Source organism: Nocardia paucivorans NBRC 100373, from assembly GCF_000308675.1.
Taxonomy (GTDB): Bacteria; Actinomycetota; Actinomycetes; order Mycobacteriales; family Mycobacteriaceae; genus Nocardia; species Nocardia paucivorans.
Genome location: NZ_BAGE01000043.1, coordinates 54151 through 77394 on the forward strand (window position 1 = coordinate 54151; position 23244 = coordinate 77394).

At 67.0% G+C, this 23244-nt stretch carries 19 protein-coding genes and 1 pseudogene; 5 read left to right on the forward strand and 15 right to left on the reverse strand.

Annotated features, from left to right (window positions below; translation table 11 throughout):
- The first annotated feature begins 73 nt into the window (after positions 1-73).
- Both ON32_RS28860 and ON32_RS14330 read left to right on the forward strand, forming a co-directional pair.
- The gene (locus ON32_RS28860; RefSeq protein WP_157224194.1) at positions 74-229 is read left to right on the forward strand and encodes a hypothetical protein; all 156 of its coding nucleotides are present in this window, start codon (positions 74-76) and stop codon (positions 227-229) included.
- Positions 199-1149: a tyrosine recombinase XerC gene (locus tag ON32_RS14330; RefSeq protein WP_083874519.1), complete on the forward strand. Its 951-nt coding sequence runs from the start codon at positions 199-201 to the stop codon at positions 1147-1149. Before ON32_RS28860 ends, ON32_RS14330 begins: the two co-directional genes overlap by 31 nt.
- Before the next feature lie 51 nt (positions 1150-1200).
- Here the strand turns inward: ON32_RS14330 and lepB are convergent, their stop codons facing one another.
- The 14 genes from lepB to ftsY all read right to left on the reverse strand — a co-directional run bounded on the left by lepB (position 1201) and on the right by ftsY (position 17002).
- Complete coding sequence (gene lepB, locus ON32_RS14335; protein WP_040791438.1) at positions 1201-1992, reverse strand: signal peptidase I; 792 nt, start codon at positions 1990-1992, stop codon at positions 1201-1203.
- Between the two features lie 563 nt (positions 1993-2555).
- Positions 2556-2897, reverse strand: a complete 342-nt coding sequence (gene rplS / locus ON32_RS14340) for a 50S ribosomal protein L19 (protein WP_040791439.1) — start codon at positions 2895-2897, stop codon at positions 2556-2558.
- A gap of 160 nt (positions 2898-3057) precedes the next feature.
- Complete coding sequence (locus ON32_RS14345; protein ID WP_040791410.1) at positions 3058-3948, reverse strand: hypothetical protein; 891 nt, start codon at positions 3946-3948, stop codon at positions 3058-3060.
- 26 nt (positions 3949-3974) lie between these two features.
- Positions 3975-6521: a Tex family protein gene (locus ON32_RS14350; protein ID WP_373284303.1), complete on the reverse strand. Its 2547-nt coding sequence runs from the start codon at positions 6519-6521 to the stop codon at positions 3975-3977.
- 99 nt (positions 6522-6620) lie between these two features.
- Entirely contained in the window at positions 6621-7304 is a 684-nt protein-coding gene (gene trmD, locus ON32_RS14355) for a tRNA (guanosine(37)-N1)-methyltransferase TrmD (RefSeq protein WP_040791411.1), read from the reverse strand.
- 31 nt (positions 7305-7335) lie between these two features.
- Positions 7336-7857, reverse strand: coding sequence for a ribosome maturation factor RimM (rimM, locus tag ON32_RS14360; protein WP_040791412.1), 522 nt, complete (start codon positions 7855-7857; stop codon positions 7336-7338).
- Positions 7858-8100, reverse strand: coding sequence for an RNA-binding protein (locus tag ON32_RS14365; protein ID WP_040791413.1), 243 nt, complete (start codon positions 8098-8100; stop codon positions 7858-7860). It abuts the gene before it with no gap.
- Entirely contained in the window at positions 8100-8540 is a 441-nt protein-coding gene (gene rpsP / locus ON32_RS14370; RefSeq protein ID WP_040791414.1) for a 30S ribosomal protein S16, read from the reverse strand. The genes ON32_RS14365 and rpsP overlap by 1 nt, the downstream gene beginning before the upstream one ends.
- Positions 8541-8740: 200 nt before the next feature.
- Positions 8741-10306 (reverse strand): signal recognition particle protein, encoded by a 1566-nt coding sequence (gene ffh / locus ON32_RS14375; protein WP_040791415.1) that lies wholly within the window; start codon positions 10304-10306, stop codon positions 8741-8743.
- Positions 10307-10419: 113 nt separating this feature from the next.
- Positions 10420-10761 carry a hypothetical protein gene (locus tag ON32_RS14380; RefSeq protein ID WP_040791416.1) on the reverse strand — a complete coding sequence of 114 codons (342 nt, stop codon included), beginning with the start codon at positions 10759-10761 and terminating at the stop codon, positions 10420-10422.
- 228 nt (positions 10762-10989) lie between these two features.
- A complete protein-coding gene (locus ON32_RS14385; protein WP_040791441.1) occupies positions 10990-13452 on the reverse strand; it encodes a [protein-PII] uridylyltransferase in 2463 nt (820 codons plus the stop codon).
- A 145-nt stretch (positions 13453-13597) separates the two neighbouring features.
- Positions 13598-13936, reverse strand: coding sequence for a P-II family nitrogen regulator (locus ON32_RS14390; protein ID WP_040791417.1), 339 nt, complete (start codon positions 13934-13936; stop codon positions 13598-13600).
- A 4-nt stretch (positions 13937-13940) separates the two neighbouring features.
- Positions 13941-15230 carry an ammonium transporter gene (locus ON32_RS14395; RefSeq protein WP_083874522.1) on the reverse strand — a complete coding sequence of 430 codons (1290 nt, stop codon included), beginning with the start codon at positions 15228-15230 and terminating at the stop codon, positions 13941-13943.
- Positions 15231-15460: 230 nt separating this feature from the next.
- Positions 15461-17002, reverse strand: a complete 1542-nt coding sequence (gene ftsY, locus ON32_RS14400; RefSeq protein WP_040791442.1) for a signal recognition particle-docking protein FtsY — start codon at positions 17000-17002, stop codon at positions 15461-15463.
- A 201-nt stretch (positions 17003-17203) separates the two neighbouring features.
- Between ftsY and ON32_RS14405 the strand changes: the two genes are divergently transcribed.
- The 3 genes from ON32_RS14405 (at position 17204) to ON32_RS14415 (ending at position 22194) form a co-directional block, all read left to right on the forward strand.
- Positions 17204-17593, forward strand: coding sequence for a DUF2237 family protein (locus ON32_RS14405; RefSeq protein ID WP_040791419.1), 390 nt, complete (start codon positions 17204-17206; stop codon positions 17591-17593).
- A 790-nt stretch (positions 17594-18383) separates the two neighbouring features.
- The gene (locus ON32_RS14410; RefSeq protein ID WP_051133244.1) at positions 18384-18779 is read left to right on the forward strand and encodes a Zn-ribbon domain-containing OB-fold protein; all 396 of its coding nucleotides are present in this window, start codon (positions 18384-18386) and stop codon (positions 18777-18779) included.
- 139 nt (positions 18780-18918) lie between these two features.
- Complete coding sequence (locus ON32_RS14415) at positions 18919-22194, forward strand: protein kinase domain-containing protein (protein ID WP_040791420.1); 3276 nt, start codon at positions 18919-18921, stop codon at positions 22192-22194.
- A gap of 36 nt (positions 22195-22230) precedes the next feature.
- Here ON32_RS14415 and ON32_RS14420 read toward each other — a convergent pair.
- Positions 22231-23244, reverse strand: a pseudogene (locus ON32_RS14420) (AAA family ATPase); the annotation flags it as partial.

The window sequence follows — 23244 nt, forward strand, 5'->3', positions numbered from 1 at the left end:
GCACGACCCATTCGTCGGTGGCTCGGCGAGACCGTGTGGCAGTGCGCACCGGCGAGCGGGGCCGTCGGGCCGCATGTGCGAGACCGATATGGGCGCCCTGGAAATGGACGCCCTGGATGTGACCGCGAGCCGGGACGAGACCCTGGCGGCGAAAGCACCGTTCCCCGGGCGGGACATGCGCCCCGGACGCTTGCCAGGATGCGTCGACCGGGTAACGGTGGGGTGGTGAAGGAATTGCCCGAAGACCTGGAAGCCCTGCTGAGCGAGTACGCACGGTACCTGCGACTCGGGCGCAATCGATCGGCGCATACGGTGCGTGCCTATCTCGGCGACGCCCGGTCGCTCCTGGCGCATCTGGTTCACCACACCCCCGATGCCTCCGTGGGGGAACTCGACACGGGGGTGTTGCGCTCATGGCTGGCGGAGCACACCGAGCGAGGGGCGGCCCGAACCACCGTGGCGCGACGTGCCTCCTCGGCCCGCACGTTCACCGCCTGGCTGACCCGCACCGGCCGGCTGGCCACCGATCCCGGACCACGTCTGGGAACACCCAAAGCGCATCGGGTGCTGCCCGCGGTCCTCGGTCGTCACCAGGCCGCACAGGCCATGGCCGCAGCCGAATCCGGTGCGGCACAACAGGACCCGATGACGCTGCGGGACAGACTGATCGTCGAGCTGCTGTATGCCACGGGTATTCGGGTGAGCGAACTCTGCGGTCTCGATATCGACGATATCGATCGGGAACGCCGAGTGGTCCGGGTTCTCGGCAAAGGCAACAGGGAGCGTTCGGCGCCCTTCGGCGTCCCGGCCGATGATGCGCTGGAGAACTGGCTGCGCTACGGCAGACCGCTGCTGGCCGGCGCCGAGTCGGGGCGCGCGCTCCTGCTCGGCCGCCGGGGCAGACGACTGGACCAGCGGCAGGCACGAACCGTGGTCCACGAGGTCGTCGCCGCGGTTCCCGGCGCCCCGGATATGGGACCGCACGGTCTCCGGCATACCGCGGCCACCCATCTACTGGAGGGCGGGGCCGATCTCCGCGTGGTTCAGGAGTTGCTCGGTCACGCCAGTATGGCCACCACCCAGCTGTACACCCATGTCTCCGTCGACCGCCTCAGGAAGGTGCACGATCGGGCCCATCCACGGGCCTGACCGCACTCTCGACCGGAGACCGGCTCCGCCCACCGATACCGCTCGGGTGGCTCACTGCCCCGTCTGCGGGTTCTCCGAGCGAATCGGACCGATCCGCCCCGGGGGCCAGATCTTGAACACGGCCTTGCCGCGGACGTTCTCGATCGGGACCGTCCCCTGGAGTTCGTCGCCGATATGCGCCCGGGAATCCCGGGACTCGTTACGGTTGTCGCCCATCACCCACAGATGCCCCTGCGGAACCGTGACGGGGCCGAAGACCCGCCCCACCGGGTAGGCGGCGTTCCGGGCACCCGGCGTCCACGGGAAGTCGTCGGCGACATACGGCTCGTCCAACGGATCACCGTCGACGAGGATGCGGCCCTGATCGTCACAACATTCGACGGTTTGTCCACCGACCGCGATAACCCGTTTGACCAGATCGTTCTCATCGGGCGGCACGAGACCGAAGAACGAGAAGAAATTCTGCACGCCGCGGATGGCGGGGTTGTCCGAACGAATGGAGCGGTAGTGGGTGTTCCAGGACGGTGGACCGACGAAGACGACCACGTCTCCCGGTTTCGGATCGCTCCAGTAATAGCTCAACTTCTGCACGTAGATGCGATCACCGGTACAACCCTCACACCCGTGCAGGGTCGGTTCCATCGACTGGGACGGAATGACATAGGGCCTGCCGACAAAAGTCACCATCACGGCCGCGATCAGCGCGGCGATCACCAATAGAATCGGCAGTTCCTGCCAGAACGGACGCTGCTTTTTCTCGGTGTGCCGCCGCCGCGCGCGACGCCCTCGCGACTGTCCACCGTCGGACCCGGACACCGATACCGACCAACTCTCGTCTGCCACGCCGAACAGAGTATCCCGGTATCGCGTGCGGCACGCGGTACCCGGCCGGTCGAAGAACGCGACACCTCGACCCGTCGATTCCGACCGGTCACAATATCGTCCCGGATTGTCCCGGCCCACGAACCACCGTGATCCCCACCGGCCGAAGACGCAACCTCCGACGCGATCGACTCCCGCATTCCCGGAAATGAAAAAGGCATAGCGGCAGCGACCGCATACGAAGAAGAACCGCGGTGACGGACCGGAACCGGTACTTTCCCTACACCGCACCACCGCGGTCCGGGCGCACTACCGATCCAACGGGAAATATCACCGACGCCAGACGGGAAAGCCCCTTACGCACACTCACTGGTCGGGACCTCCGGGACCGACCGAAGCGAATACGGCCCATGAATTCCTACCGGGAAGGAAGACCCCGGTCATGAGAGCGCAAAAGGGTTGCGGCCCGTCTCGTATTCACACACCCGAGGCGTATACGCCGACGGCGTGGGCCCCGGGTGTGCGATGCGAGAACCGTCAGGGCCGCAACCCCGCGCCGGCTAATCCGGCGCATACGGAACAGCTCAGCGCTTTTCCTTGATCTTGGCGGCCTTACCGCGCAGATCGCGCAGGTAGTACAGCTTGGCCCGCCGCACATCACCGCGGGTCACGACCTCGATGCGGTCGATATTGGGGCTGTGCACCGGGAAGGTGCGCTCCACACCCACACCGAACGACACCTTGCGCACGGTGAAGGTCTCGCGGATGCCGCCGCCCTGGCGCCGGATGACGACGCCCTTGAAGACCTGGATACGTTCCTTCGAGCCCTCGATGACCTTCACGTGCACATTGAGGGTATCGCCCGGCCGGAAGTCGGGGACGTCGCTGCGCAGCGATTTCTCGTCGACGAAGTCAAGGGTGTTCATGATCATCCTTCTGGAGTTCGCGCGAACAGAGGAACCTGGCGGCGTACTGCTCGACCGGTTCGTGCTCCGAATAGGGGGATGCGCTGGGGCCGACAACGCACCCAGGGCAACCCCTGCATTGTGCCAGACCGGCACAGCGGGTCGAAAATCGATCCGCTGCTCAGGGATGTTCCTCCCCCTCGACCTCCGGGTCGGGATGATGTTCTCGGGACCACGGGTGCGGACGATGCGGGGCGGGCGGCGCGGCGACCACGGTGCGTTGCAATTCCGCCTCCGCGGCCCGCCGGACATGATCGACATCGGGTTTTCCGGCAATCAGATCCTGTACGAAGATCTTGGCGCGAATGACCGGGCGCCGATAGCGGCGCTCCCGGACCATGGCGCGGTACATGAGCCGGCGCCGATCGCCGTAACGCCACCGCGCCCAGGGCGCGCCCGGCCGGCTCAACCGCAGTGCGCCCACCACCAACAGCGGCAGGAAGAACATGCCGAACAGCCCGGTCCAGATCTTGCCCTTGGCGATCACGACCCCGGCCAGAGCCAGATTGACCACCGCGAATCCGATGACGAAAACCCGCACCTCGGGTTCGGGATGGTCGCGGAAGTCGTTGATGTCCAGCAGCCACAGCGGATGAAACCCCAGCAGGAGCAAACCGGTGACGGCGAGCGCGACGAATACCGCGTCCACGGAGGTGCGGCCCTGTTCTTCCCAGTACACGTCCCGCAGATAGAAGATCAGTGCGAACTCGTCGAGCACCAGCGCGGCCCCGACGCCGAACGCCGCCGCCAACGCCGACACACTCGCGGTGCTCGCATCGGGATAGACGCTGATCAGCCCGATACCGGACAGCAGCACCAAGATCACGCCGAACACCATGTGGTGGATGTGCACCCCACCGGAGCGCAGATTGCCCGGCCACCAGCGCACCCGGGCGCGAATCAACCGGACACTGACCCGGATGAACAGGAACCCGACGATGAACCCGAGCAGAAAGCACAGCAGCGGAAGCCGGCCCGCGGCGAGGACATCGTTCTCGAGCCACCGTCGCATACCAGCTCCCGCTCCCGCCGTATCGGCTACCGGCCGAAACCCGCCCGGCGCAATGCGTCGGCCATGGCGCCATTGGCCGGGGCACTGTCCCGTCGTTGTCCGCGACCCTGGCCTTTGGCGCCCTGCCCCTGACCACGGCCCTGACCGCTCTGACCGGATCGACGCGCTCCACCGTCCCGATCACCGGCGCCGCGGTCGTTGCGACCACGACCCCGCTCGGGTTTCGTCGCACCGGGTTCGTCGTCCAGGCGCAGAGTCAGCCCGATGCGCTGTCGCACGGTATCGACCTCGAGCACCTTGACCTTGACCACATCACCGGATTTGACGACTTCCCGCGGATCCTTCACGAAATTCCGCGACATGGCCGACACGTGCACCAGCCCATCCTGGTGCACGCCGATATCGACGAACGCCCCGAAGGCGGCCACATTGGTGACCACCCCCTCGAGCACCATTCCGGGCACCAGATCGGCCACCGTCTCCACCCCTTCGGCGAACTCGGCGGTCTTGAACTCCGGGCGTGGGTCGCGGCCCGGTTTCTCCAACTCGCCGATGATGTCGGTGACGGTGGGCACACCGAACTTCTCGTCGGTGAAGTCGGTGGGTTTCAATGCGCGCAACACGCCGGTATTGCCGATGATCTCGGTGATGTCGCGCCCGGTGGCATCGAGAATGCGCCGCACCACCGGATATGCCTCAGGGTGGACCGCGGAGGTGTCGAGAGGGTCGTCACCACCACGGATTCGCAGGAAGCCGGCGCACTGTTCGAAGGCCTTCGGCCCCAATCGGGGCACGTCCAGCAGCGCGGTCCGACTGCGGAACGGACCGTTGCGGTCGCGGTGCGCCACGATGCTCTCGGCGACCGAGGCAGTGATACCGGAAACCCGGGACAACAGCGGCACCGAGGCGGTGTTCACATCGACCCCGACCGCGTTCACCGCGTCCTCGACCACTGCGCCCAAGGAGCGGGCCAGCAGAGTTTCGGAGACATCATGCTGGTACTGGCCCACCCCGATGGATTTCGGTTCGATCTTCACCAGTTCGGCCAACGGATCCTGCAACCGGCGCGCAATGGAGACGGCACCGCGCAGCGAGACGTCGAGATCGGGTAGTTCCTGGGAGGCGTAGGCCGAGGCCGAGTACACCGATGCGCCCGCCTCCGACACCACGACCTTGGTGGGTTTACGGCCGGGGATGCGTTTGATCAACTCGGCGACCAGAGCATCGGTCTCCCGAGAGGCGGTGCCGTTGCCGATGGCGATGAGCTCCACCTCGAACCGGGCGATGAGGGCACCGAGTACGGCCAGCGATTTCTCGGTCTGGTTCTGCGGTTTGTGCGGATGGATGACCTCGGTGGCGACCACCTTGCCGGTGGCGTCCACCACGGCCACCTTCACCCCGGTCCGGTAGCCCGGGTCCAGTCCCATGGTGGTGCGGGTGCCTGCCGGGGCGGCCAGCAGCAGGTCACGCAGATTGGCGGCGAAAACCTCCACGGCATCGCGTTCGGCGGCCTGCCGCAACCGCATCCGGATATCGATCACAAGGCTCACCTGCAGTTTGGTGCGCCAGGCCCAGCGCACCGTATCGAGCAACCACCGGTCGGCGGCGCGGCCGCGATCGGCGATATCGAACCGCCGCGCGATCCGACCCTCGTACACCCCGGCCTCGCCGGGGGCGGGTTCGTCGTCCTCGGGGTCGGGATTCAGATGCAGGGTGAGCACCTCCTCCTTCTCCCCGCGCAGCAATGCCAGGATGCGGTGCGAGGGCAGTGTGGTGAAGGGCTCGGCGAAATCGAAGTAGTCGGCGAACTTCGCGCCCGACTCCTCCTTACCCGGCCGGACGGTGGAAGTGAGTCGGCCGCGGTTCCACATCAGTTCCCGCAGTTCACCCACCAGGTCGGCGTCCTCGGCGAAACGTTCCACCAGGATGGCGCGGGCGCCGTCGAGCTGTTCTGCGGTGTAGCCGGCCGGATCGGTGGCGGGATCGCCGAGCAGGGCATCGGCGACGGGCTCGTGACCGGCCTCCCGCGCGATCTGCGCCTTGGTGCGGCGCTTGGGTTTGAACGGCAGGTAGATGTCCTCGAGACGGGCCTTGGTTTCGGCCAGCATCAGCTGCCGGTGCAGTTCGTCGTCGAGTTTGCCCTGCCCGCGAATGGATTCGATGATGACGGCCCGGCGTTCGTCGAGTTCGCGCAGATAGTGCAGCCGCTCCTCGAGGGTGCGCAGTTGGGCGTCGTCGAGGCCACCGGTGACCTCTTTGCGGTAGCGGGCGATGAACGGCACGGTGGAGCCGGCGTCCAGGAGTTCCACGGCGGCGCGCACCTGGCTCTCGCGCACCCCCAGTTCCTCGGCGAGACGCCGCCCCACGGTACCCAATGCCACCACTGTGCCGACGCCGCCGGTGGATTCGGCCGCGGCCGGCTCGGCGCTCGTCGTCTCGGGGGTCGCGATATCAGGCGCTGTGCTCACGGCACGCACCCTACCGCCGTCGGCCGACGGTCGGGCCGAGCCCACCACCGCACCGGGGGAAGAAGCAGACGGGAAATCACCGCATCCGGTGGATAAAGACGCCATGACATGCGGCAACGGAATTCGGCGACAACCAGCGGACGACCCCGGCGACCGGCTGCGCCGTACGCGTGCCGGGCGCCGATGGGCCGCCGGGCCCGAGCACTACTCGGGCGGCAACAGGTCCGGACGACGCAGGCGAGTGCGGGCCAATGCCTGTTCTCGACGCCACGCCGCCACCTTGGCGTGGTCGCCGGACAGCAGCACCGGCGGAACATCGAGGCCACGCCAGCTCGCGGGACGGGTGTAACCGGGTCCTTCCAACAGCCCGTCGGAGAACGAATCCTGTTGGTGGGACAGTTGATTGCCCAGGACACCGGGAATGAGTCGGACCACGGCCTCGGTGATCACCAGGACGGCGGCCTCCCCACCGATCAGCACATAGTCACCGATGCTGACTTCTTCCACCCGAACTCGACGCGCGGCATCGTCGAACACCCGTTGGTCGATGCCTTCGTAGCGGCCACATGCGAACACCAGATGTGGTTCGGTGGCCCAACGCTGCGCGGTGGCCTGGGTGAACGGCACACCGGCCGGGGTGGGGACCACCAGCAGCGCCTCGTCGGGGCACACCTCGTCCAGGGCCGGCCCCCAGACGGTGGGCTTCATGATCATGCCGGGACCGCCCCCGTAGGGCGAGTCGTCGACGGATTTGTGCACGTCGTGGGTCCAGTGCCGCAGATCGTGCACGGCGAGCTCGAGCAGCCCCTTCTCGATGGCCTTACCCAGTAGCGCCGTACGCAGCGGCTCCAGATACTCCGGGAAGATGGTGACGACGTCTATTCGCATACTCGTCCACTTCGCACAAAACCCACCGGTTTCATTCGGGATTCAGCAGCCCGTCCGGCGGATCGATCACGATCAGCCCCTCATCGATCGATACGGTGGGCACAATCGCGGTCACGAACGGCACCAGCACTTCCCGACCGTCGGTCGTGCGCACCGACAGCAGTTCCCCGGCCGCCGAATGCAGCACCTCGGTGACAGTGCCCACCGGCGAACCGTCGATATGCCGAACGGCCAGCCCCTCCAGTTCGTGGTCGTAGAACTCGTCCGGGTCGGAGGTCGGCGGTAATTCGGCGCTGTCCACCACGAACAGGGTGCCGCGCAGAGCGTCCGCGGCGGTTCGGTCGTCGATATCGACCAACCGCACCAACAACCGGCCCGAATGTTGCCGGGCAGACTCGACGGTGAACTCGCGAAGCGGACCGGACCCCCGGGCACGGCCGCGTAGCCGTGCGCCGGGGGCGAATCGTTCCTCGGGTTCGTCGGTCCGAACCTCCACCACCAGTTCGCCCCGCACCCCGTGCGATTTGGCGACCCGCCCTACGACGAGTTCCATCTACCGGTCGGTGTCGACCACGTCGACCCGAATACCCCGACCACCGATACCGGCGACGAGGGTGCGCAGCGCGTTCGCGGTGCGACCACCGCGACCGATCACCTTGCCCAGGTCGTCGGGGTGGACATGCACCTCGACGGTGCGTCCGCGGCGGCTGGTGAGCAGCTCGACCCGAACGTCCTCGGGATTGGCGACGATACCGCGGACCAGGTGTTCGACGGCATCGGCGACGACGGCGCTCATTACTCGGCGGCCTCGGTCTCACCCTCGGCGGGGGCCCCGGCGGCCTCTTCCTTCTTGGCCTTCTTCTTGGGGGTGACGGCCTCGGCGACCGGCTCGTTCTCGGCGGCGGCCAGCGCCTCGTTGAACAGCTCCAGCTTGGTCTTCTTCGGCGGAGCGACCTTCAGCGTGCCCTCGGCACCCGGCAGACCCTTGAACTTCTGCCAGTCACCGGTGATCTCCAGCAGCCGCTGCACCGGCTCGGTGGGCTGGGCACCGACCTTCAGCCAGTACTGCACCCGCTCGGAATCGATCTCGATCAGCGAGGGCTCTTCCTTCGGGTGGTATTTGCCGATGGATTCGATGGCCCGGCCGTCGCGACGGGTGCGGGCATCCGCGACGACGACGCGGTACTGCGGGTTGCGGATCTTGCCCATGCGGGTGAGCTTGATGCGGACAGCCATGTGCTGATTAGCCTTTCGAAGGTTGGTCACGGCGCAATTCAGCGACTCGCACGGGTTCGCGAGCCCGGTTTTGCGGTTGAAGTGTGTGACCGCCGCGCGGTACGTAACCGGAGACGGGCTGACACTGTCCGGGAAGGACGAACGACCATTCTGCCAGATGGGCTTCGAGCACCGGAAATCGGCTCGGGGCCCGGCCGCGACTACTTGTTGGGGAACTTCAGCTTGGAGATATCGATACCCTCGAGCCCCGGCGGAAGTTGATCGAGCCCGGCGGGCATATTCGACAGGTCCGGCATACCGGGCGGCAGCCCCGGCATTCCCGGCAACCCGGGGAATCCGCCGCGCATCTTGGGCGGTGTGGGGCCGCGCCCGCCCTTCCCCTTTTTTCCCTTCTTGCCTTTCTTGGTGCGCCGATTGGCACCCGGCATACCCATCTGCCGACCCATCGCGGCCATCACCTTCCGGGCCTCGAAGAATCGGTCGACCAGTTGGTTGACCTCGGAGACCTGGACACCGGAGCCATTGGCGATGCGCAGCCTCCGGGAGGCGTTGATGATCTTGGGGTTGGCGCGTTCGGCCGGAGTCATACCGCGAATGATGGCCTGCACCCGGTCGAGCTGTTTATCGTCGACCTGGGAGATGACGTCCTTCATCTGTCCCGCGCCGGGCAACATGCCGAGCAGATTCCCGATCGGGCCGAGTTTGCGGATGGCCAACATCTGCTCGAGGAAATCCTCGAGGGTGAGTTCGCCGCTGCCGATCTTGCGTGCGGCCTCCTCGGCCTGCTGCTGGTCGTAGACCTGTTCGGCCTGCTCGATAAGGGTGAGCACATCGCCCATACCGAGGATGCGGCTCGCCATCCGATCGGGGTGGAAGACATCGAAGTCCTCCAATTTCTCACCGGTGGAGGCGAACATGATCGGCGCGCCGGTGACATTGCGCACGCTCAGCGCGGCACCACCGCGGGCATCGCCGTCGAGCTTGGTGAGCACCACGCCGGTGAAACCGACACCGTCGCGGAACGCCTCGGCGGTGTTCACCGCGTCCTGACCGATCATCGCGTCCAGGACGAACAGGATCTCATCGGGTTTCACCGTGTCGCGGATACCCGCGGCCTGCGCCATGAGTTCGGCATCGATACCGAGCCGACCGGCGGTGTCGACGATGACCACGTCGTACTGTTTGGCGCGCGCCTCGGCCACACCGGCCTCGGCAACGGCCACCGGATCGGCGGCGCTCACGCCCAACGCGTTCTCTCCACCACCGACCGAGGTGCCCGGATGCGGCGCGAAAACCTGGACCCCCGCCCGCTCACCGACCACCTGGAGCTGGGTGACAGCACCCGGGCGCTGCAGGTCACAGGCCACCAGCAGTGGCTGATGCCCTTGGTCCTTGAGCCATTTCGCCAGTTTGCCCGCCAGGGTGGTCTTACCGGCGCCCTGGAGACCGGCGAGCATGATCACCGTCGGGGGGGTCTTCGCCAGGGTGAGCCTGCGGGTCTCGCCGCCCAGGATGCCGACGAGTTCCTCGTTGACGATCTTGACGACCTGCTGGGCCGGGTTGAGCGCCGCGGACACCTCCGCGCCCTTGGCCCGCTCCTTGATCCGGGCGATGAATCCCCGCACCACCGGGAGCGCGACATCGGCCTCCAGCAGGGCCAGCCGGATCTCCCGGCAGGTGCTGTCGATATCGGCCGGCGACAGCCGTCCCTTACCACGGAGGTCGGTGAGGGCACCGGTTAACCGGTCGGACAGGGATTCGAACACCGATCGCGCTCCTGATCTCGAGGGATGTCACTGCTGTACCAGCGTATCGGAGCGCGTATGGGTACCTACGCGGACGGCGGCACGTCGGATCCGGCGCACCACCGTCCGCGAGATCATCGGGGCCCCGAAACGCACTGCTCCGCAGCGGTGCGCTCGGGCTCGGTACGCAGTGTTCCGGAGTAGTCGTGGTTTTCCACGGCGACCAGGAACGCCGCCTCTCGGCCGGTCAGGCCCAGCACATGGGCGAGATCGTCGAGGGGGGACCAATCACCTTCGATGGGACGGCCCGCGGTGGCAACCATACCGGCCACCGTCATCGCCGCCATCGCCTGCCGCCCGGTGAGTGTGCGTCCGGGAAGCCACGACACCACCCACATATCGCCACCGACACAGCGGGCGATGTGCGGGGTCACATCACTGGTCATGATCGACGACGAAACAACCTCGATTGCCATCGGCTTGCTCCCTCGTGCGGGTGGGACTCCCTGATGCCGGGTGATACATACCCGTGTTCTCGTGCCGGTGACTCGGCTGCCCTGCAGTGGCCGCCGTCTGAGATGTTAGAGGGCACCGCGATACGACCCCGAACCATCGGCGAATCGTTGGCAATCGGTATCGAAACAGAAATATTGCAGGTAACGACAAAATATCGCCCGGCGTGCAACTCGAAGACGATGGTTCGGCTACCGCTGGTCCTCCGATCCTTCCCGGCGCGGGGCCGGCCGCGGCACCACCTTCAGAATCGCCTGCTCGATGGCGGTGCGCCGCGCCCGCCCGGTATTACCACCCAGATCGATGCAGAAGGAGTCGACCACCGCCGAACCCATGGTCACCACCTTCGCCCAACGCACATCCGCTCCGCAGTCGGCCAGCACGGCGGACAACCTGCTGAGCAGCCCGAGCCGATCCTCGGCCCGCAACTGCAGAATCACCTGCCCGGCCACCGAGGTCTCCGACCACAGGATCCGCGGCTCGGCCTGGGCGAAACGACTCACACCGAACGTTTCACGTTCGCGGGCGTCCAGAGCCGCCCGAACGTCCAGGCCCCCGCCCATGGCGCGAACGAGTTCCTGACGCAGCAGACCGGCCTCGGGCGGATCGCCGAAGGTCGGTGACACCACGAAGGTATTGATCGCCGATTCCCCCGACCCACCGACCGCCGCCGAGAGCACCCGCAGCGAATTCAACGCCAATACTCCGGCGGTCGCCGACAGCAGACCGGGTTCGTCCGGTGCTATCACGGTGACGATATGACTGTAGCGTCCCTCCCCGGGCCGCATCTCGACATGCACCCCACCCGCCGCGGCGCGATCGAGCAGTTCCGGCGCAATCGGTTCCGGTTCGGGCAACGGCTCACCGGCCATCACCAGGCGGCAGCGCCGAACCAGTTCGCCGATCAGCGCGGCCTTCCAATCGCCCCACACCCCAGGGCCGGTCGCCAGCGAATCCGCTTCCGCGAGGGTGTGCAGCAGCTCCAACAACTGCGGATCACCGTCGAGGGTCCGCACCACGTGACGCACCGTCTCCGGATCGGAGATATCACGGCGGGTGGCCGTGTGCGGCAATAGCAGATGGTGGCGCACAATGGCGTGCAGGATGCGAATATCCGAGGGCCACAACCCCATTCGTCGGCCGATCTGGGTGGCCAGTTCGGCGCCGACGATACTGTGGTCGGCTTCCCGGCCCTTACCGATATCGTGCAGCAGCGCTCCCAGGACGAGCAGATCGGGGCGCGCCACCCGAGTGCTGAGGGTGCTCGCGTAGGCGACGGTTTCCGTCAGATGCCGATCGACGGTCCAGGTGTGCAGGGCGTCGCGCGGTGGCAGGTCGCGGACCGCACCCCATTCCGGAAACAGCCGACCCCACAAACCCGTCCGGTCCAGGGCTTCGACCGCGTCGATGAGACCTCGACCGGAGCCGAGCAGGATCAAAAGATCGTTGAGGGCGTCCCTGGGCCAGGGTTCGCGCAGTTCGGGCGCGTCCTCGGACAACCGGTTCAAGGTGGTGGCCGACATCGGCAACCCGGTCCGCGCCGACGCGGCGGCCACCCGCAGAACCAGGGCGGGATCCCGCTGAGGACGGGCATCGCGAGCGAGCACCACCTCACCCGCATGCTCCACCACGCCCTCGTCGAGGGGACGGCGCACCGGCATACGACGCAACCGGGCCAGCCCGCGGCGCGGCAGCGCGTTGGCGGCGGTGCGCAGTCCCACTTCCACCGAGTAGCCCACGGTGCGCGCCACATCACTGAGCGTGCGGGCCAGGTCGAACCGGTCCCCGATGCGCAGGGCGGCGCCGATCTCGTCGGCGTCCTGCGCGCGCAACTGATCCCGGGCCCGGCCGGCCACCCGATGCAGTTCGGTGCGTACGTCCAGCAGCCGTCGGCGCGCGTGGTCCAGGCCGCCCCCGGGCACATCCGGTCCGAGTCCGGGCATGGCATCGGTCAACTGGGCGATGGCCAGGGCATCGAGGAGTTGGATATCGCGCAGGCCGCCGCGACCGTTCTTCAGATCGGGTTCGGCCCGATGCGCGATCTGCCCGCTGCGTTCCCACCGAGCCCGGACCGTGGCGATGAGCTCGTCGAATCGGGAGCGGATTCCGGTCCGCCATTCTCGCCGCACCCCGCCGATGAGCAGATTGCTCAGCTCGACATCACCGACGATATGCCGGGCCTCGAGCATGCCGAGGGCGGCGACCAGATCATCGCTCGCGACCCGCAGCGCCTGCGGCACGGTTCGGACGCTGTGGTCGAGCTTGATATGGGCGTCCCACAGCGGATACCAGAGCTGCTCGGCGATTTCGGTCACCCGCGCCGGGTCGATGTCCTCGTGCAGCAGCACCAGATCCAGATCCGAATACGGCAGCATCTCCCGACGGCCGAGGCCGCCGACCGCGACGATGGCCAGTCCGCTGTCGGGGGCTATCCCGAGCTCGCCGGCCTTGCCGGTGAGCCAGAGTTCGTACAGGTCGACCAGGGCCGCACGCAACGCTTCCGCGTCGAGACGGCGATTGCGTGTCCCTGCGTCGAGCAGTTGGTCGCGGGCCCGAACCAGATCTGCAGCGGTGTCGTGGGATACCGCGACGGACCTGTCCGCCTCACCATTGCCCGCCCGGTTCGCGCCGTGTTGCCGCTGACCACTACCCACAGAAAACACCACCCATCCACGCGTGCGGCCCCGCCCCGACCGAATACTCGGTGGGAGCGGGGCCGCTGTTGTCGTTCGTCCCGCTGTCGACGACGCTGTCGGCGCCGGTTTTCACCTCATGCGCTACAGCCGTTCGTCCGGCGCGCTACAGCGCGTCGGTGCCGCGCTCGCCCGTGCGGACCCGGATGATGGACTCCACCGGGGTCACCCACACCTTGCCGTCACCGATCTTGCCGGTCCGCGAGGCCTCCACGATGATGTCGACGACCTGGTCGACGGAGGCATCGTCCACGACGACCTCCACCCGCACCTTCGGCACGAAATCCACCGAGTACTCCGCACCGCGGTACACCTCGGTGTGGCCCTTCTGGCGGCCGTAGCCCTGTACCTCACTCACGGTCATCCCGTACACGCCCGCCTGTTCCAGGCCGGTCTTGACGTCCTCGAGCGTGAAAGGTTTGACGATTGCCGTGATCAGTTTCATGTGGTCATGCCTCCTTGACGACCGAACGGGCCCCGCCACCCACTGCGGTGAAATCGTATGCCGTTTCCGCGTGCTCGGATTCGTCCATACCCACGGACTCCTCCTCCGCACTGGCCCGCAGGCCGATGGTCACCTTGACCGCGAACGCGATCACCAGCGCCACCACGAACGAGTACGCCAGCACCGCGATCGCACCGAGCGTCTGCTTGCCGAGCAGCGCGAGATCGCCACCGTAGAACAAACCTTCGGCGGCGGCGGGCGCCTCGGGCGCGGCGAAGAGACCGATCAACACCGTACCGATCACACCGCCCACCATGTGGATACCCACCACATCGAGCGAATCGTCGTAGCCGAACCGGAACTTCAGGCTCACCGCCAGCGCGCACACCGCACCGGCGACGGCCCCGATGGCCAATGCGCCGAGCACGTTCACCGATGAGCACGAGGGGGTGATGGCGACCAGACCCGCCACGATACCGGACGCGGCGCCCAGCGAGGTCGGCTTGCCGTCGCGCAGTTTCTCCACCAGGAGCCAGGCCAGCATCGCGGCCGCAGTGGCCACCAAAGTGGTGACGAAGGTGGCCCCGGCGACACCGTCGGCCGCCGCCGCCGAACCGGCGTTGAAACCGAACCAGCCGAACCACAGCAGCGCCGCACCGAGCATGACGAAGGGCAGATTGTGCGGCCGGAACGGCGTTTTCGGCCAGCCGGCCCGCTTGCCGAGGACCAGAGCCAGCGCCAATGCGGCCGCACCGGAGTTGATGTGCACGGCGGTACCACCGGCGAAGTCGATGGCCTCGACCTTCTCCATGATCCAGCCGCCGCCCCAGACCCAGTGCGCGACCGGGAAATACACCACGGTGGCCCAGATGACGATGAACACCAGCCAGGCGCCGAATTTCATCCGATCGGCCACGGCACCGGAGATGAGGGCGACCGTGATGATGGCGAACATGGCCTGGAAGGCGACAAACGCCGTCGCGGGGAGAGTGCCGAACAAGGGCACACCGGCAGAGCCATCACCGAACCCGCTGATCAACGTGCTCAATCCGAAGAACTGTCCGGGGTCGCCCAGGAGGCCGGCCTTATCGGTGCCGAAGGCCACCGAGAAGCCGTACAGCACCCATAGAACCGTGACCACGGCCATGGCGCTGATGCTCATCATGATCATGTTGAGCACGTTCTTGCCGCGAACCATACCGCCGTAGAAGAACGCCAGTCCGGGCGTCATCAACAGCACCAGCGCGGCACTGGTCAATATCCATGCGGTGTCGCCGGCATTGGGCTCGCCGATCACGGTTTCCACCTGCTGTCCTCCCTCATCCTCAGGCCGCGTCGTGCGCAACGCGGACCTGACACTGAGGTTGCTTACTCGGTGTTTCGTCCGTGACGCCCTCGTGTTTCACCTGGGTGAACGGATAGGCCGGCTATGTTTCCACTGGGTTTCCTACCGCGCGCAGACGGTTTCGCACGGTCGGTGAGCCGGTTCCGAACCGACCCCCCACGTACGCGGACCGATGGAATTCAGCCGAGCAGGGCGTCCACGAAGGCCGCCGGTTCGAACGGGGCGAGGTCGTCGGCCCCCTCGCCGAGACCGACCAATTTCACCGGCACCCCGAGCTCGTGTTGCACCTGGAAGACGATCCCGCCTTTGGCGGTTCCGTCCAACTTCGTCAACACGACACCCGTGATATCGACCACCTCGGCGAACACCCTCGCCTGCATGAGCCCGTTCTGTCCGATGGTGGCATCGAGGACGAGCAGGACCTCGTCCACCGCCGCCTTCTTCTCCACCACCCGTTTCACCTTGCCGAGCTCGTCCATCAACCCCGTCTTGGTGTGCAGCCGACCCGCGGTATCGATGAGGACGGCATCAACCCCGTTGGCGATACCGGTGGCCACCGCGTCGAAGGCCACCGCCGCCGGATCGGCGCCTTCCCGTCCACGGACGGTTTCCGCGCCCACCCGCTCGCCCCAGGTCTGCAACTGGTCGGCGGCGGCCGCGCGGAAGGTGTCGGCGGCGCCGAGCAGCACCCGTCGACCATCGGCGACCAGGACACGGGCCAATTTGCCGGTGGTGGTGGTCTTACCGGTGCCGTTGACCCCCACGACGAGCAGGATGGACGGGTGGTCGTCGTGCGGCAGGGCACGGATCGAGCGGTCCAGCTCCGGTCGTAGCGCTTCGATCAACACATCGCGCAATACGGCCCGGGCCTGGGCGGGGGTGCGCACACTACGGGCGGCCATCTCCTCCCGTAACCGCTCGACCACAGCGGTGGTACTCGCGGTGCCGAGATCGGCCAGGACCAGGGTGTCCTCCACCTCTTCCCACGATTCCTCGTCCAGATCGCCACCGCCGAGCAGACCGAGCAGGCTCTTGCCGACGGCGTTCTGCGAGCGGGCCAGCCGCCCCCGCAACCGCACCAGGCGGCCCTCGGTGGGTTCGATCTCCTCGATCTCGGGAACCAGATCCGCCCCGGCGGCCGTATCGGGAGCACTGACGGTCTCTGCGGGGGCGGCCTCCGGAGCGGGGGTCGGTGCCACCTCCTCTTCCACGGCGCTCGACTCCGGCTCGGCGACCGTGGCGTCCCGCGGCGGGGCCTCGGGCTCGCGGAGGCCGGCCGACGCCGGGTCGGTCTCGGCAACCACGGGGGCCTCGGGGCCGGACGTGGTCTCGTCGGTGGGGGCCTCGGGTTCGAGAGTGGTCGCGCCACCGGCCGCGCCCTCGATCGTGGATGGCTCCGGTAAGGGCACATCGGTGATTCCGCGACGCGGGGCGTCACGCGGTATCGCGGCGTCGTCACCGATATGCGGCTGCCCCTCGGTGTCGGTACGTTCGCGCGGCTCGGGGCGGGACGGGGCGACGGTGGCGCCTTCACCACCGCGACTGAAACTGAAGCCACCGGCGGCCTGGTATCCACCGGACCGGTCGGGCAGCTCGCGCTGCTCCTCGGTCGGCGCCGTCAGCGAAACTCGCCGGCGTTTGTAGAGGACGAAACCGGCGACCAGGGCCACCAGTACTATGGCCGCGATCACTGCGATCAGAATCCACGCTTCGGCACTCACGTCGACCATCCTTGCAGAGCCGAACCGGACGAGCCGCGACCCCGCCCGCGCGTTGGGAAAGTCATCGACGCCGCCGGTCCCGCCTCCGCGCCGGTCACGGACGGAAAACGCCCCGCATCGAGCGGCCGCGATCGGAAACACAGTCGAGTGAGATTTCTTGTCCTGCGGAACTTCTCGCAGCGGGCCAATAGGATCGGCGACGTGACCGATCGAAACGTGCTTGGGGGTCCGCTGGAAGAGTGCGGCACCGATCCTATTACCGGGTTCTACCGTGACGGCTGTTGTAGTACCGGACCGGAAGATCTCGGCAGTCATACCGTGTGCACGGTCGTCACGGCCGAGTTCCTGGAGCATCAGGCGTCCATCGGCAACGATCTGAGTACGCCGCGTCCGGAGAACAATTTCCCCGGCCTACAGCCCGGGGACAGGTGGTGCGTGGTGGCCGTGCGCTGGTTACACGCCCACGAGGACGGTGTCGCCGCGCCGGTGGTGCTGGCGGCGACCCATGAGAACGCCCTGGAAGTGATATCGATGGATATTCTGCGCAAGTATGCCGTCGACGTTCCCGATGATGTCAGCGACCTGTTGTAGGGCCGGTGGCCGAGACCTGCCGTAGCATCCGCACCCACCACGCGGCGAACCCCGGACCGACCGACCGCCCGGTTCGCCGCATTTCGAGATCGACCACTCGGGCGGGCATGCGCCCCGCGAAAATCGATCGGACCGTCATCCCACCCCCGCTCGCGCGCCGCCGATGGGCCTTCTACCGACAGGCGGGTGAGCAGTAGCCGCCCCGGCGCCCCACGTTCTTCCGCCGCATCGGCCCAGGACATATCGGACAACGATCCGAACCATCGTCTCTTTCGTCACACTCTCGCAATTCGTCACGCCTTCCTCGACGAGGCGGGCACACAGCGCGTCCAGGACGAGCCCGACCGCCCGCGGGCCTGCGCAGCTGCCGAATCACCACATCCGTGGCGAGGATCGCGAGAACATCGTCGATATCGCCGGCGCTCCGGCATCCGGAACAGAAGTGGCCGAACATACCTCTCGGCACGACCACGTCCTGGCCACCGGAGCAACCGGCAGCCGGGGCGGCATCACCGGCCGACGGTTCCCGGCGGGCGGCACGGCGGACGCGCACCGGTCCGACCCCATGCCCTGACCTGGGGAACGGCCCGATCGCACCACGAGAACGGTCGGATTTCCGGCGCCGGTCCACCGATCCCCCGACAACCGTCCCACCCGGGCAGCGGGAGCGTCCGCTACCCCGATATCGACAGAAACAGGTATACCTCGGGTAATTCGGCCGGTGCGATTCGAGGATGTCTCGACGATTCTGGAGTTCCGTCCATCTGCACGTTGAGCTCGAGGCCGGTATATGCAGGAAAGCAACCCCGAGAATATCCAGGACACCGTCCGCGACCACCCCGAACGAACCCGGACCCTGCTGTTACTTCGTCGCTGCAAAGGCTGTGGCAAGCTCTTCGCGCCGACCGTCACCACTTGCGCATCGTGTCGATCCACCGATCTCACCTGGTCGCCGTCGGCCGGTACCGGATCGTTGGTGTGCTGGCGAGTGGTACGGCAGGCCCCGAACGCCCATACCGCCGCGCGGGAGTCGATGCTCGCCATCGTCGCCCTCGACGAGGGACCGTGGTTGTACACCACGCTCGAGGGCGGTGTGCCCCCGTCGCCGCGACAGCCGGTACGGGTGCGCTTCCGGACACAGCCCCGCGGAGTCAGGTTCCCGATCTTCACGCTCGGCCCGGACTAGACCGGTTGTCCGAGACGAATCGGGAGGGGCATCCGCTCCTCGCCGCCGAGGCACCTTCGGCTATACAGTGAGTATCGGCGGAAGGTGAGCGCATGGTGCCTGGTACCTGCGAACATGCTCGGCGGATCGCACTCGGCCGATGACCGGCTTCGATCCCCTGCAAACACAGCGAGAGCCGCGGATATCCGTCGCGGCGGAACTGGCGGCGGTGGGTTTCGAGGACGCCGTGGAGATCGGCCGCGGCGGTTTCGGGGTCGTCTACCGCTGCACCCAGGCCACCTTGGACCGGGCGGTGGCGGTGAAGGTCCTGACCGCCGAGTTCGACGACGACAATCGGGCGCGATTCGTTCGGGAGCAGCAGGCGATGGGCCGGCTGACCGGGCATCCGAATATCGCGACCGTGCTGCAAGAAGGGGTCACCGAGGGTGGACACCCCTATCTCGTGACGCCGTACTACCCCCGGGACTCCCTCCAGGAGTGGCTCCGCCGCGACGGCCCGCTTCCGGTCGAGGAGGTCTTGCAGATCGGGGTGAAGATCGCGGGCGCGCTGGAGAGCGCACATCGGTTGGGGATTCTGCATCGGGATGTGAAACCGGGAAATATCCTGCTCACCGACTATGGCGAGCCGGCGCTGACCGATTTCGGTATCGCGCATATCGCCGGCGGATTCCAAACCACCACGGGTGTTTTGACCGGCTCTCCGGCATTCACCGCCCCCGAGGTACTGGAAGGGGGCGAACCCACTCCCGCCGCCGATGTGTACGGGCTCGGCTCCACCCTGTTCTGCGCGCTCACCGGCCACGCCGCCTTCGAGCGGCATACGGGGGAATCCGTGGTCACCCAGTTCCTGCGGATAACCACCCAACCGATCCCGGACCTGCGCGAGAACGGGGTGGCCGCGGACGTATCCGATGCGGTGGAGGCGGCAATGAGCCGAAACCCGGCGGATCGGCCCACCGCGGCCGCGCTGGGGGACGGTCTGCGACAGGTACAGCACCGTCACGGGTTCCCGGTGAGCGAGATAGCGCTGCAGAACGAGCCGACCACCGAACACAGGAGTGAGACGACCGGGGTGCCGCTCCCGTACCGGCCACCGAAACCGCAGGGCGGCAACCTGCCGCTCGAGGTGACCAGTCTCATCAATCGACGCTCCGAGGTGGCGGAAGTGAAGAAGCTGCTGTCCACCTCTCGCCTGGTGACATTGACCGGAATCGGCGGCGTCGGGAAATCGAGGGTGGCCCTGCGGGTCGCCGCGCAGGTGAAACGGGACTTTCCCGACGGCGTGTGGTTGATCGAACTGGCCGACGTTTCCGACGCCACACAGTTGGTCGCCGTCATGGCAGCCGTATTCGGGGTGCGGAACGAGAACCGCCTATCGATGCTCGAAGAACTCGTGCGGTTCCTGGGCGACAGTGAGGCACTGCTCGTCCTGGACAACTGTGAACAACTGGTGGAGGCGGCCGCGGAGGTCGACGAAGCGCTCCTGCGAGCCTGCCCGGGTGTGCGCCTCCTCGTCACCAGCCGAGAACCGTTGAATATCGCCGGGGAGGCAGTGATGCGGGTGCCGCCGCTCACGGTTCCCGACCCACATCGAGAACCCACACTGCTGACATTGCCCCGGTTCGACGCGGTGACCTTGTTCGTCGAACGTGCCGCGACAGCGGTACCGGGCTTCGCGCTCGACGAGGGCAATATGGGGGCCGTTGCCCGGATCTGCGCTCGGTTGGACGGACTGCCGCTGGCGATCGAACTGGCTGCCGCCCGGATGCGCACCCTGTCACCACATCAGATCCTGCAACGGCTCGACGATCGGTATTCGCTGCTCACCCGCGCCACTCGCACCGCTCCGACGCGCCAACAGACCCTGCGGTTGTGCATCGACTGGAGCCATGACCTGTGCATCCCGGTGGAACAGCAGCTGTGGGCACAGCTGTCGGTCTTTGCCGGAAGCTGCGAACTGGACGCCGTGGAAGGGGTGTGCGATGTCGACCCGACACCGGACACCCTGCTGGACATATTGGCGTCGCTGGTGGACAAATCCATCCTGATCCGGGATGAATCGAACACCGTCGTACAGTTTCGGATGCTCGATACGCTCCGCGAATACGGCCGGCAGAAGCTACGGGAGTCCGGCCGCTACGAAGATCTGCGGCACCGACATCACGTCTGGTACCAGCAGATGCTGTCCGATATCACGGACGAGTGGATCAGCGCGCGACAGCCCTTCTGGATCGCCCGCCTGGAACGGGAACAACCCAATGTGCGGGCCGCACTCGAATCCTGTCTGAGCGAGGACACCGACGAAGCGGTCGATACCGGGCTGCGCATCGCCACCGCGCTGTTCGAGTTCTGGTACTTCCGGGGTCTGTACACCGAGGGCCGGTCCTGGCTGGAGCGGGCACTTGCCCGTCCGGGAGGCCGGTCCGCGTCGCATCGCGCCGAAGCGCTCTGCGCCGCGTGCAAATTGGCCGCGTCGCACGGTGATCTTCGGGCGGCGACGGCGCTGCTGGCGGAGGCTCGAACATTGGCCGAGCAGAGCCGCGCCCCACAACTGCGACCGTGTATCGCCTATGCCGAAGGCCTGCTCGCCCTGGCCGAAGGCGAACCGGATCGGGCGGCCTCCCACATGGAGCGGGTCGTGGAGCTGACCGACTCGGAACCCCCGGGGCAACTCGGACTGAGCGCGTTGGCCCTATTGGGCTTCGCCCACGAGGTGACCGGGGATCACGAGCAGGCGAGCGAGTACTACCACAAGGTGTTGGCGATCACCGCGCCTCGGGGCGAGGTTCTCCACCGCGCCGCGGCCCTGCGTGGGCTGGGCGTCGCGGCCTGGCGGCGGGGCGAATGGGACCGCGCCCACGAGCTGCTGCGGGAAGCGATCCGCGTCAACAGCGGACTCAACAGCGCAGTGCTCACCGCGCTGTGCCTCGAGGCCCTGGCCTGGACCGCCGCCGCCGCCGGCGACGCCGAACGGGCGGCCGTATTCATGGGAGCCGCGCAGGGAGTGTGGCCGGAGGGCAACGAGATGACGAGCGTTTTCCGAAACCTGCGGCCCACGCACGCGGAATGCGAGCTGACGACACGCCGCGACCTCGGGGACCGCCGTTTCGACGCCGTCTACCAACGGGGTCGGGATATGGATACGGAGACCGCCGTCGCCTACGCACTGGGAGAGCAGACCACCGGCAAGGGCACCTCGGGATCACGGTCGACGTTGACCAAACGTGAGCGTCAGGTTGCCGATCTGGTCGCGCAGGGCCTCAGCAATAGACAGATCGCCACGAAATTGGTCATCGCGCAGCGCACCGCCCAAGGGCATGTGGAGAACATCCTGACCAAATTGGGGTTCACCTCGCGCGCGCAGATCGCGGCCTGGGTCGTGGAGAACGCCCAACGCGGCGCCACCGGCCGATAACCGGTCCGTACCGGGAAGTGGCGTCGCGGCCGAGGTTCAGCTCGCGGCGCCCGCCGGGGTGAGGTTCTCTCCGCGCAACCGCTGGGAGATCACCTGGGTGATTCCGTCACCGCGCATACTGACACCATAGAGCGCGTCGGCGATCTCCATGGTCGGCTTCTGATGGGTGATGACGATCAGCTGGCTCTTCTCCCGCAGCTGTTCGAACAGTCCGATCAGCCGACGCAGATTGGTGTCGTCCAGGGCGGCCTCCACCTCGTCCATCACGTAGAACGGCGACGGGCGGGCCCGGAAGATCGCCACCAGCAGCGCCACCGCGGTCAACGATTTCTCACCACCGGACAGCAGCGACAGCCGCTTGACCTTCTTCCCCGGCGGACGCGCCTCCACCTCGATACCGGTGGTGAGCATGTCCGACGGGTCGGTGAGCAACAGCCTGCCTTCACCTCCGGGAAACAAGGTCGCGAACACCTTGACGAATTCGCGTTCCACGTCGGCATAGGCATCGGTGAAGACCTGCAGAATGCGCGCGTCCACCTCGGCGACCACATCGAGCAGGTCCTTGCGGGCGTTCTTGACGTCCTCGAGCTGGGTGGACAGGAAGTTGTAGCGTTCCTCCAGCGCGGCGAACTCCTCCAACGCGAGCGGATTCACCTTGCCGAGAGTGGCCAGATCCTTCTCGGCGCGTTTGGCGCGACGTTCCTGAGTAGCGCGGTCGTACGGCATGGGTTGGGGCGGGCTGACCTGTTCACCGCGCTCGAGGGCCTGCTCGTATTCCCGCCACTCCAGCTCGCTGGGCGGCAGCGGCACATCGGGGCCGTATTCGGCGATCAGATCGTCGAGGGCGATACCGAATTGTTCGGCAATCGTCGTCTCCAGCTGTTCGATGCGCAACGCGGCCTGCGCCTTGGCGACCTCGTCGCGATGCACCGCATCGGTGAGTTGCGCCAGCCGGGTGGTGAGAGCACGCACCCGTTCCTTGGTCTGCTCCACCTGAGCGGCGCATTCGCCGCGCCGGCGGCACCAGCTCGTCGCGGCGGGCGGCCGCCT